The organism is Kitasatospora sp. NBC_01287, assembly GCF_026340565.1.
In the GTDB taxonomy this organism is placed as follows: domain Bacteria; phylum Actinomycetota; class Actinomycetes; order Streptomycetales; family Streptomycetaceae; genus Kitasatospora.
Window position 1 is genome coordinate 5,916,241 of sequence record NZ_JAPEPB010000001.1, and the last position, 11,662, is coordinate 5,927,902.

Consider the following 11,662-nt stretch of genomic DNA (forward strand, 5'->3'; position numbering starts at 1 on the left):
ACAAGGATCTGATCCCTTGAGAATCATCGGCCTCAGTGAGGTGCTCCCGGGCGAGCCGGTCACGAACCGGGACATGGCGGAACGTTTCGGCCTGCACGAGAAGTGGCTGGACCGGATGACCGGCAACCGCAGCCGCTACTTCTGCGAACCGGACAGCGCGGACGGCGTACCGAAGAACACCGGCGACCTGGCCACGCTGGCCGGCGAGCGGGCGCTGGCGGCGGCCGGAGCGGAGCTCTCCTCGATCGACTTCCTGATCCTGACCACGGGCTCGCCCGACCACCTGATGCCGGCCACCGTGAACCTGGTCGCCGACCGGCTGGGCCTCAACGACCTGCCCACCTTCCAGCTCACCTCCGGCTGCGCCGGGGCGCTGCAGGGCCTCTACACCGCGCGCGCGATGCTCGCCTCGGGTCTCAAGCGCGGCCTGGTGATCGGCGCGGACAGCGTGGTCAAGCTCTGGCCCGCCAACCGCGACCTGAAGCGGATCAGCCCGGCCGAGCTGGCCAACTTCGCGCTCTTCGGCGACGGCGCGGGCGCCGCGGTGGTCGACGCCGACACCGAGGGGCCCGGCCTGGTGGTCGACCAGCTGGTGCTGCGCACCGTCGGCAAGGGCCGCAAGCCCGCCCAGGTGGTGCGCTGGTACGGGGCCGACGGCGCGCCGATGATCACCGCGCCGAACGGCAAGGAGATCCGCGAGCCGATGGGCGAGGAGGACTACAAGGCGATCGAGGAGAACGTGCCGGGCCTGGCCGCGGGCGTGCTGCAGGAGCTGGCCGCGCTCACCGGCTGGCCGGTCGGCGAGGTCGAGCACATCCTCACCCCGCAGCTGAACGGCGTGATGGCCGACAAGATCCGGGACTTCATGGGGGTGCGCCCCGAGCAGGCCGTCTCCTGCGTCGCGGACACCGGCAACAACGGCAACGCGCTGCCCTTCATCCAGCTCTACCGGGCGCTGCGCCGGATCGAGGAGGGCGGCGGCTCGGGGGACCGGGTGCTGGTCACCACGATCGAGTCCTCCAAGTGGACCGTCTCCGGCCTGGCGCTGCGGCACCGGCGGCAGGAGGCCGGCGATGTCCGCTGAGCCGACCACCTACCGCTCGCCGGTCGCCGAGCTGCGCGCCCTCAAGCGCGCCGGGCTGGGCGGCTCGGCCGACCGGGCGCGCGCGCTGCTCGCCGAGCTGGTGGCGGCGGGCGACCCGCTGGACCTGGAGGCGGCCGGCAGCCTGCTGTCGGGCCGGGTCCAGCGCGAGCAGCTGGCGGCCGCCGGCGGCTTCGCCGACTACCGGTTGGCGCTGCTGGGCAGCTCCACGCTGGACGCGCTGGCGCCGCTGCTGACCGCCCACCTGGTGGGCGCGGGGGTGCTGCCCGAGATCCGCTCCACCGGCTTCAACCAGTGGCGCTTCGAGATCCTGGCCGGCGCGCCGACCCTGAAGGACCTGCGCCCGCAGCTCAGCGCGCTGCTGCTGGACGAGGCGGCGGTCTTCGAGGGCGTGGCGCAGCGGCTCGACCTGACCGAGATCGAGCAGCGCTGCGCGGCCTTCCCCGGGGAGATCGAGCAGTGGCTGACCGCCGCGCGGCAGGCGCTGGGCGGGCTGGTGGTGCTGGCCACCGTGCCGCTGGGCGCGCTCACCCGGGGCCGCTTCGTGGACTACCGCGGCAAGGCCCGGCTGGCCGCCGCCTGGCAGCGGATGAACGCCGAGCTGCTGGCGCTGGCCGAGCGGCACGAGGCGCTCGTGGTGCTGGACCTGGCCGAGCCGGCCGAGCGCGCCGGGCAGCTCTTCGCCACCGACCGGATGCGGCACGTGGCCGGGCAGGTGTACGCGGCGCGGTTCCTGGCCGAGTACGCGGGCGAGCTGGCCAAGGTGGTGCGGGCCGCGCTGGGCCGGGCCGCCAAGTGCCTGGTGCTCGACCTGGACAACACGCTCTGGGGCGGCGTGGTCGGCGACGACTCGGTGGCCGGGCTCAAGCTCGGCGGCGCCTTCCCCGGCTCGGCGCACCGCGAACTGCAGGTGCTGGCCAAGGACTTCATGGCGCAGGGGGTGATGCTGGCGGTCGCCTCGAAGAACGAGGAGGTGATCGCCCGGGAGGCGGTGGCCACCCACCCCGAGATGGCGCTGGCCCAGGCCGACTTCGTCGCCTTCGCGGCCAACTGGAACCCCAAGCCGGACAACCTGGCGAAGATGGCCGAGCAGCTGAACATCGGCGTGGACGCGATGGTCTTCGTCGACGACAACCCGGTGGAGCGCGGCCTGATGCGCGAGGTGCTGCCGCAGGTGGCCACCGTGGAGCTGCCCGGGGACCCGGCCGGCTACGCGGTCACCCTGGCGGGGCGCGGCGACTTCAACGTGCTGAGCCTGACCGCCGAGGACCGCGACCGCACCGAGCTCTACCGCTCCCGCGCCGCGCGAGCCGAACTGGCCGGCGCCGCGAGCAGTCTGACGGACTATCTGGAGAGCCTGGACTCCGAGCTCACGGTCGAAGCGGTCAACCCGCTGAACGCCGTGCGGATCGCCCAACTCTTCGGCAAGACAAACCAGTTCAACCTGACCGGAGTGCGCTACGGGCTGGACGAGGTGGAGGCGGGGGTGAGCGACTTCTTCGCCGCCCGGCTCACCGACCGGTTCGGCGACAACGGCCTGATCGCCGCGCTCGCGCTCGGCCGGGACGCCGAGGGCGCCCGGACCGTGGAGAACTTCGTGCTCAGCTGCCGGGTCTTCTCCCGCGAGGTGGAGGACGCGATCCTCGGCCTGGTGCTGCGGGCGGCGGTCGCCGAGGGCGCCCCAGCCGTCCTGGCGAGCTACACGAGGACCGCGAAGAACGGCCAGTTCGCCGGCTTCTACACCGCCGCCGGGTTCACCGAGACGGCGCCCGGCGTCTTCCGCCACGACCTGCGGGAGCTCTCCGACCTCCCCAGGTGGATCCGCATCAACGAGCCCGAGGAGGCATTCCGTGTCAGCTGATCAGCTGTCGTCCGACCAGGTGGTCAAGGAAGTCGTCGCCCAGCTGCTGGACCTTGAGGAGGACGGGCTGTCGATGGAGCAGCCGCTGGCCGACATCGAGGAGTGGGACTCGGTCAACGCCCTGCGGGTGCTGGTCTACCTGGAGCGCGAGCTCGGCGAGCCGGTCGACTACGACCGCTTCATGAAGGCCGAGTTGCTGGCCGACCTCTCGGCCCTGGTGGCCGATGTCCTGGTGGCGCGATGAGCGTGGTCACCTCGGCCTTCCCGGCCGCCCGGCGCGGCACCTACACCTTCCTGCGCGATGCCCGGAACACCTGCCACGTGCACCTGGTGGCCGACGTGGACGCGACCCGGCTCAAGGCGGCGCGTACCAGCAGCGGCGGCAAGCTCAGCTACGCCAGCTTCGTGGTCAAGGCCGGCGCCGACGTGATCGCCGACTGCCCGCCGGCCCGCTCGGTGCTGACCGGCTCGACGGGCCGGCCCAAGCTCGCGGTGCTGGACGAGGTGCACGCCAAGGTGCTCTTCGACAAGACGGCCGACGGCACCCGCTGCGTGGTCTCCGGCATCGTCACCTCGGCCCAGAACCGCTCGGTGCTGGAGGTGCAGACCGAGCTCGACGGCTACAAGGACGCCGAGGTCACCGACCCCGAGGGGCCGTTCCGCAACGTGCTGCGGGTGGCCAGGCTGCCGATTCCGCTGGCCTGGCTGGCCTACCGGCTGGCCACCCGGAACCCGGTGCGGCGCACCGAGCTGGGCGGGGTCTTCTCGGTCACCTCGGTGGGCCACGAGCCGGTCCGCTCGATCCTGCCGATGATCACCGGCTCGCTCGGCTTCGGGGTCGGGCGGATCGCCGACACCCCCGTGGTGCGCGGCGGCGAGGTCGTCGTCGCGCCCGTCCTGACCCTCTCGCTCACCTTCGACCACCGCATCCTCGACGGTGCGTTGGCCGCCGAACTCCTCGCCCGCACCAAGGACAAGCTCGAGCACTGGGAGATGCCATGACCGTCCCGACCACTGTGGATGTGCTGATCGTCGGCGGCGGTCCGGCCGGTGCCCTGCTGGGCTGCCTGCTGGCCCGGCGCGGCATCGAGGTGCTGCAGGTGGAGAAGCAGTCGAGCCTGGCCCGCGACTTCCGCGGCGAGACGCTGGCCGCGCCGTCCGCCGTCACGCTGCGCCGGCTCGGCTTCGACGCCGCGCTGCGCGACCACGGCTACCTGGAGACCCAGGCCGTGACGATGCGGATGGAGGGCCGCCAGGTCTTCGCCATCGACTACGCGAAGTTCTCCATCGGCACGCTGCCGATCGACATCCCGCAGCCCGCGCTGATCGGCATCTTCCAGCAGTCCGCGCAGGCCGAGCCGACCTACACCTACGCCTCCAGCACCAACTGCACCGGCCTGATCGAGGAGGGCGGGCAGGTGCGCGGCGCGGTGCTCAAGCTCGCCGACGGCTCCCGGGTGGAGGTCCGCTCCCGCCTGGTGGTCGGCGCCGACGGCCGTTTCTCCAAGGTGCGCAAGGCCGCGGGCCTGGAGGCGACCATCACCCCGATGGGCCGCGACTTCCTCTCCTTCAAGCTGCCGCGCCCGGCCGACTGGGGCAACCAGGCCCAGCTGGTGGTCAACAAGGACAAGCACCTGGTCGTGCTGCCGACCTTCCCCGACTTCCTGCGGGTGGGGCACAACCTGCCCAAGCGCGGCCTGGGCGACCTGCGCAAGGAGGGCTTCGACGCCTTCCGCAACGGCATCGCCGCGATCGACCCGCGGCTGCGCCCGCTGCTCGACGAGTACCTGACCTCCTTCGACGACACCAGCTTCCTGGAGATCTTCACCGCGGAGCTGGACCAGTGGGCCCGCGACGGGCTGGTCCTGATCGGCGACGCCTCGCACACCGTCACCCCGATCCTGGGCCAGGGCGTCAACCTCGCCATCCAGGACGTGGTCTGCGTCGCCCCGGTGATCGCCCGCGCCCTGAAGAAGGCCGAAGCGCAGGTCCCGGCCCGCGAGTTCGACGCCTTCGTGGCCGACCGCCGCGCCCACAAGGCCCAGGTGACCCGCTACCAGCGGATCCAGGAGTCGGCGCTCAGCGCCAGCACCCCGTTCGCGGTCTGGGCGCGCCGGGCCCGCTACAGCGCGCTGAACGCGCTGCCGATCAAGTACAAGGTCTTCGGCAAGGTGATCAACGCCCCGCACCCGATCGACCCGGTGGACCTGCGGGCCACCGCGCCCGGGACCGCCGTCCGCGCCGCCGTCTGACGACTCGTCACATCGCCCCAGGCGCCCCAGGAATCCTTTCCCCTTCACTGACTTGAGGTTGACCGAGATGCCTGAAGACACCCACGACCCCGAGCAGCTGATCGCCATCGTCGGCATGTCGGCCCGCCTCCCCGGCGCACCCGACGTGGACGGTTTCTGGCGGGTGCTCAGCGAGCGCACCGACGCCATCCGGCCGGTCCCCGCCGACCGCTGGGACGCCACGGCGCAGCTCGACCCCGAGAAGACCGTCCAGGCCGTCGGCGGATTCCTGGAGGACCTGGACCAGTTCGACCCGACCTTCTTCGGCATCTCGCCGCGCGAGGCCGAGGACATGGACCCGCAGCAGCGCCTGGTGCTGGAGGCCGGGTGGCGCGCGCTGGAGGACGCCGGGCGCCCGGCCGAGGAGCTGCGCGAGTCGCGCACCGGCGTCTACGTCGGCGCCAGCTGGCACGACTACGAGCTGCTGCGCAAGGAGCGCGGGGCCGGGGCCACCCAGCACAGCATCGTCGGCAACGCGCTGGACGTGATCGCCGCCCGGCTCTCCTACTTCCTCAAGCTCAAGGGCCCCAGCCTCGCTGTGGAGACCGGCTGCTCCTCCTCGCTGGTCGCGCTGCACCTGGCCGGCCAGGCGCTGCGCTCGGGCGAGATCGAGGGCGCGGTGGTCGCGGGCGTCAACCTGATCATGGCGCCGGACGTCTCGATCGGCCTGACCCACTTCGGCGGCCTCTCCAAGGCCGGTCGCTGCCACGCCTTCGGCGCCGCCGCCGACGGCTTCGTGCGCGGCGAGGGCGTGGTGGCGGTCTACCTCAAGCGGCTCGACAAGGCGCTGGCCGACGGCGACCGGGTGCACGGCGTGATCGTGCGCACCGCCGTCAACAACGACGCGGGCGGCGACAGCCTGGTCACCCCCAACCCGGCCGGCCAGGTGGACCTGCTGCGCCAGGTCTACGGGGGCACGGACATCCCGCTCGACAAGCTCTCCTACATCGAGGCGCACGGCACTGGCACGCTGCGCGGCGACCCGGTCGAGGCGGCCGGCATCGGCACCGTGCTCGCCCAGGGCCGCGACCGCGCGCTGGGCCCGCTGGGCATCGGGTCGGCCAAGACCAACGTCGGCCACCTGGAGGCCGCGGCCGGCATGGTCGGCCTGGTCAAGGCGGTGCTCTCGCTCAAGCACCGGGTGGTGCCGCCGAGCCTGCACTCCGCCGAGCTCAACCCCGACATCGACTTCGAGGCGCTCAACCTGAAGGTGGTGCGCGAGCCGCTGGAGCTGCCCGCCGAGGGCGAGCTCTACATGGGCGTCAACTCCTTCGGCTGGGGCGGCACCAACGCGCACGTGGTGCTGCGCAGCGCGCCCGAGCCGACCGTCGGCGGGTGTGCCCCGCAGGACGGCCCGCTGCTGCTGCCGCTCTCCGCGCACCACGAGGACGCGCTGCGCGAGCGCGCCGAGCAGCTGGCCCCGGTGCTCGACCCGCAGTCGGCGCAGGCCCCCGCGAGAGACGTGGTGGCCACCCTGGGCAGCCGGCGCGACCACTTCCCGCTGCGCCTCGCGGTGGTCGGCGCCGACGGCGAGGCGCTCGCCGAGGGCCTGCGCCGCTACGCCGCCGACCCGTCGCAGGACCAGCTCGACTCCTCGGGGCCGGCGGTGGTCAGCGGCCGGGCCCGCGCGCTCGGCAGGACCGTCTTCGTCTTTCCCGGCCAGGGCTCGCAGTGGTCCGGGATGGGCCGCGAACTCTACGGCCAGGACCCGGTCTTCACCAAGGTGATCGACCGCTGCGCCGAGGCGCTGCGCCCGCACTTCGAGTGGGACCTGCCGGCCATCGTGGCCGGCACCGCGGGCGAGGAGTGGCTGGGCCGGATCGACATGCTGCAGCCCGCGCTCTGGGCCATGTCGCTGGGCATCGCCGAGCGCTGGCGCTCGGTGGGCGTCGAGCCCGACGTGGTGATCGGGCACAGCCAGGGCGAGGTCACCGCCGCCACGCTGGCCGGCATCCTCTCCTACGAGGACGCCGCCCTGGTGATGGCCCGGCGCAGCGCGATCGCCCGGCGCACCTCCGGCAAGGGCCGGATGCTCGCCGTCGACCTCGACGTGGCCGGTGCCCGCGCGGCGCTGGAGGGCTTCGAGGAGCAGGTCTCGCTCGCGGTCAACAACGGCCCCTCCTCCTGCGTGCTCTCCGGCGACATCGACGCGGTGCTCACCCTCAAGGAGATCCTGGAGGCCGAGGGCACCTTCTGCCGCCTGGTCAACGTCGACTACGCCTCGCACAGCCCGCAGATGGACGAGCTGCGCGAGGACCTGCAGAGCGCGCTGGCCGAGGTGCGGCCGCGCACCGGCACGATCGGCCTGATGTCGACCGTGCGGGTCGAGGCGCTCGAAGGCCCCGAGATGGACACCGAGTACTGGGTGCAGAACCTGCGCCGCCCGGTGCTCTTCGCCGACGCGATGGGCAAGCTCTTCGACGACGGCGTCACCCACGTGGTGGAGATCAGCCCGCACCCGATCCTGGCCCCCGCGATCGAGCAGCTGGCCGCGCTGCGCACCGAGCCGCCGGCCGTGCTCACCTCGCTGCGCCGCGAGCAGGGCAGCCGCGTCGACCTGCAGCTGGCCTTCGCCCGCGGCTACGTGAACGGCCTGCGGCCCTTCGTCCGGCAGGCCGCCGGCGCCCCGGCCGCGGTGCCCGGCTACCCGTGGCAGCGTGAGCGCTTCTGGGTCGCCGAGGGCCGCCGCCGGGGCACGGCCCAGGGCGGACTGGAGTTCGCGCTCACCCCGCTCGCCTCCGAGCAGGACAGCTGGCAGGGCGGCGCCGAACTCGCGCTGGCCGACCAGCCCTGGCTGCGCGACCACCAGGTCCACGAGGCGGTGGTGCTGCCCGGCGCCGCGATGGTCTCCTTCGCGCTGGCCACCGCGCACGCCCGCACCGGAGCGGTGCCCGGCCAGGTCACCGACTTCGCCTTCAAGAGCGACCTGACGCTGACCGACGAGGCCGCCAGGCTGAGCGTGCTGTGGCGCGACGACGTCACCGAGGGCGGCAGCTTCACGCTGCTCTCGCTGCCCGCCGGCGCCACCGCCTGGACCGAGCACGCGAGCGCCCGGCTGAGCGGCCGCCGCGCCGCCGAGCCGGCGAGGACCGACTTCCCCGAGGGCCTGCTGGCCCAGCAGGCGGGCAGCGCCGAGGAGTTCTACGCCGCCTGCGCCGCCCGCGGCCTCAACTACGGCCCCGCCTTCCAGGGGCTGGGCGGGGTGCGGGTGCTGGACGGCGCCGCACTCGGCGAGGTCCGGCTGCCGGAGCGTTGCGTGGCCGGGGCCCGCGCGCACACCCTGCACCCGGCGCTGCTCGACGCGGCGCTGCAGGTCTCGCTCGCGCTGAACGAGGGCCAGGACGCGGTCGTCCCGGTCGGCGTCGCGCGGATCGAGCTGCACCAGGAGCTGGCCGAGCCGGTGCTGGGCCTGTGGTCCTACGCGGTTCGCCGCGCCGTCGAGGAGGGTGCGGACGCGGAGAGCGTCGACCTCTTCCTCTTCGACGCCGAGCGGCGGCCGCTGGCCACCCTGGTGGGGCTGAAGCTCCAGCGGCTGGCCACCGAGGGCCCGGCCGACACCGACGCGGACCGGGTGCACCGGCTGCGGTTCCGGGCGCAGGCCCGCACCGCCGAGCCCACCGCCACCGGCAGCTGGCTGATCGGCGAGCTGCCCGGCGAGCCGGCCGAGGGCGACGGCGGCGCGCGGCTGGCCGCCGCGCTCGGCGCCGCCGGGGCGAGCGCCCGGGCGGTGCGCCCGAGCGCCGCCGAGGCCACCGACGAGGCGGCCTGGACCCGGCTGCTGAAGGAGGGCCAGGCGCCGACCGAGCTGGTGCTGATCGCGCCGCCGGCCGCCGCCACGCTCGCCGCCCAGCGCACCGGGCTGCTGGCCCTGGCCGCCCTGGTCCGGGCGGCCGGCACGCTGGCCACCCCGCCGCGGCTGACCGTGGTCACCGAGCGCGGGCAGGCGGCCACCGACACCGACCAGGTGGACCCGGGCGCCGCGCTGTACTGGGGCTTCACCCGGGTGCTGCGCCGTGAGCACCCCGAACTGCGGCCAGCCGTCATCGATCTGACGGACGCTCAGATCGACGACCTGGCGGCCGAATTGCTCGCCGACGAGGGCGAGGACCAGGTCGCGCTGCGGGCCGGCGAGCGGTTCGTGGCCCGCCTGGTGCGCGGCGCGGACGGCGCCGGCGAGGAGCGCGAGCTCGCCGCCTGGCAGCGGCCCGCCGAGCCGTTCCGGCTGGTGCCCGAGCGGCCCGGCTTCTGGGACGGCCTGGTCTTCAAGCCGCTCACCCGCCGGGCCCCGGCGGCCGGCCAGATCGAGATCGCGGTCAGTGCCACGGCGCTCAACTTCATCGACGTGATGAAGGCGATGGGCACCTACCCCGACTCCTCGGCCGGCGCGGACCTGCTCGGCGGCGAGTGCGCGGGCACCGTCGCCGCCATCGGCGAGGGGGTCACCGGATACGCGGTCGGCGACCGGGTGGTGGCCTGCTCCTTCGGCTCGATCGCCTCCTACGTGACGGTCGCCGCCGAGCACGCCCGGCCGATCCCGGCCCACCTGGGCGACACCGCCGCCGCGGCGCTGCCGCTGGTGATGGCGACCGCCTGGTACGCGCTGGACGGCCTGGCGGCGCTGGAGCCGGGTGAGAGCGTGCTGATCCACTCCGCCACCGGCGGCCTGGGGCTGGCCGCGGTGAAGATCGCCCAGGCGCGCGGCGCCCGGGTGATCGCCACCGCGGGCAGCGAGGCCAAGCGCGCCTACCTGCGCGAGCTGGGCGTCACCGACGTCTTCGACTCCCGCGACCTGTCCTGGGCCGAGCGGACGCTCGCCGCCACCGGCGGCCGCGGGGTCGACGTGGTGCTCAACTCGCTGACCGGCGCGGCGATCAAGCTCGGTCTGGAGGTGCTGGCCGAGGACGGCCGGTTCGTCGAGGTCGGCAAGAAGGACATCTACGGCGGTCGCACGATCAGCCTGGACGCCTTCCGCAAGGGGATCTCGCTGGCGGCGGTCGACCTGGCGGGTCTGATGGACCGCAGGCCCGCGAAGTTCGCCCGGCTCTTCGCCGAGGTCTGGGACCTGATCACGGCCGGCACGGTGGGCGGGCTCCCGGTGCTCGACTACTCCTTCGCCGACGCGGCGGAGGCGCTGCGGGAGATGTCCAAGGGCAGCCACATCGGCAAGTTCGTGCTGCGGGACCCGGCCACGGTGACCGCGGTGGCGCCCGAGCCGCGGCCGGGCGGCAGGTTCCGCGCGGACGGCACCTACCTGCTCAGCGGCGGGCTCGGCGCGCTGGGCCTCTCGCTGGCCGAGTACCTCGCCGACCAGGGCGCCGGCGCGCTCGCGCTGCTGGGCCGCTCGGCCCCCACGGCCGAGGCCGAGCTGCGGCTGGCGGCGCTGCGCGAGCGCGGGGTACGGGTCGCGGCGTACGCCGCCGATGTGGCCGACGCCGCCTCGCTGACCGCCACGCTGACCCGGGTGCGGGCCGAACTGCCCGCGCTGCGCGGGGTGTTCCACGCGGCCGGCCTGCTGGACGACGCCACCGTGCTGAACCTCAAGCCGGAGCAGCTGGCCCGGGTGCTGGCCCCCAAGGTGGACGGCGCCCGCAACCTGGACGCGGCCACCGCGGGCGACCCGCTGGACCTCTTCGTGCTCTTCTCCTCCGCCGCCACGCTGATCGGCAACGCGGGCCAGGCGGCCTACGCGGCCGGCAACTCCTACCAGGACGCGCTGGCCGAGGCCCGGCGCCGGCGCGGGGTGCCCGCGCTGAGCGTGCAGTGGGGCCCGTTCGAGGGGATCGGCCTGGCCGCCCAGGACGAGAACCGCGGCGCCCGGCTCGCCGAGCGCGGCATGGCGGGCTTCACCGCCGAGGAGGCCTGGCCGGCTCTGACCAGGTTCCTGGACCAGGGCGAGCAGGTGGTCGGCTACGTGCCGCTCAACCTGCGCCAGTGGTTCGACGCCTACCCCGACACCGCCGCGCTGAAGAGCTGGCAGGTGCTGCGCCAGACCTCCCAGCAGGGCGGCACCGCGGGCGGCGGCAGTGAGTTCCGCACCACCGTGCTGGCCGCGGCCCCGGCCGAGCGGCCCGCGCTGGTGGAGCAGAAGGTCCGCGAACTGGCGGGCCGGGTCCTGCGGTTGGACCCGAAGGCGATCGATCGGGAGACCCCCTTCAAGGCGCTCGGCCTGGACTCCCTGATGGGTCTGGAACTGCGCAACCGGCTGGAGGCCGCCTTCGGCCTCAAGCTCTCGCCCACCCTGCTGTGGACCTACGGGACCTCCCGGGCCCTGTCCGAGGTGCTGAGTGAGCGACTGGCCGAGGAGGCCGGCGAGGCCACCGAGGCGACCACGGCCTGAGCGAGCGCCGGCGCGGCCGCCCCGGTGCCCCACGCACCCGGGCGGCCGCACCGGCCCCGGGCCCTTCACCT

General features: G+C 74.0%; 6 protein-coding genes. All 6 read left to right on the forward strand.

Going from position 1 to position 11,662, the window contains the following annotated elements:
- Window positions 1-73: 73 nt before the first annotated feature.
- The 6 genes from OG455_RS25685 (at window position 74) to OG455_RS25710 (ending at window position 11,591) form a co-directional block, all read left to right on the forward strand.
- Window positions 74-1,084, forward strand: a complete 1,011-nt coding sequence (locus OG455_RS25685; protein WP_266297526.1) for a 3-oxoacyl-ACP synthase III family protein — start codon at window positions 74-76, stop codon at window positions 1,082-1,084.
- Window positions 1,074-2,963 carry an HAD family hydrolase gene (locus OG455_RS25690; protein WP_266297528.1) on the forward strand — a complete coding sequence of 630 codons (1,890 nt, stop codon included), beginning with the start codon at window positions 1,074-1,076 and terminating at the stop codon, window positions 2,961-2,963. The genes OG455_RS25685 and OG455_RS25690 overlap by 11 nt, the downstream gene beginning before the upstream one ends.
- Entirely contained in the window at window positions 2,953-3,207 is a 255-nt protein-coding gene (locus OG455_RS25695) for an acyl carrier protein (protein WP_266297531.1), read from the forward strand. The genes OG455_RS25690 and OG455_RS25695 overlap by 11 nt, the downstream gene beginning before the upstream one ends.
- Window positions 3,204-3,965 carry a 2-oxo acid dehydrogenase subunit E2 gene (locus OG455_RS25700; RefSeq protein WP_266297533.1) on the forward strand — a complete coding sequence of 254 codons (762 nt, stop codon included), beginning with the start codon at window positions 3,204-3,206 and terminating at the stop codon, window positions 3,963-3,965. Before OG455_RS25695 ends, OG455_RS25700 begins: the two co-directional genes overlap by 4 nt.
- The gene (locus OG455_RS25705; RefSeq protein ID WP_266297535.1) at window positions 3,962-5,215 is read left to right on the forward strand and encodes an FAD-dependent monooxygenase; all 1,254 of its coding nucleotides are present in this window, start codon (window positions 3,962-3,964) and stop codon (window positions 5,213-5,215) included. Before OG455_RS25700 ends, OG455_RS25705 begins: the two co-directional genes overlap by 4 nt.
- Window positions 5,216-5,282: 67 nt before the next feature.
- Complete coding sequence (locus tag OG455_RS25710; RefSeq protein WP_266297537.1) at window positions 5,283-11,591, forward strand: type I polyketide synthase; 6,309 nt, start codon at window positions 5,283-5,285, stop codon at window positions 11,589-11,591.
- Window positions 11,592-11,662 lie beyond the last annotated feature (71 nt).

What these genes read in the sequence shown, in the direction of transcription:
- OG455_RS25685 (WP_266297526.1), top strand. Translation starts at nt 74, where the DNA reads ATGGCGGAACGTTTCGGCCTGCACGAGAAGTGGCTGGACCGGATGACC.
- OG455_RS25710 (WP_266297537.1), top strand. Translation starts at nt 5,283, where the DNA reads ATGCCTGAAGACACCCACGACCCCGAGCAGCTGATCGCCATCGTCGGC.
- OG455_RS25690 (WP_266297528.1), top strand. Translation starts at nt 1,074, where the DNA reads ATGTCCGCTGAGCCGACCACCTACCGCTCGCCGGTCGCCGAGCTGCGC.
- OG455_RS25705 (WP_266297535.1), top strand. Translation starts at nt 3,962, where the DNA reads ATGACCGTCCCGACCACTGTGGATGTGCTGATCGTCGGCGGCGGTCCG.
- OG455_RS25700 (WP_266297533.1), top strand. Translation starts at nt 3,204, where the DNA reads ATGAGCGTGGTCACCTCGGCCTTCCCGGCCGCCCGGCGCGGCACCTAC.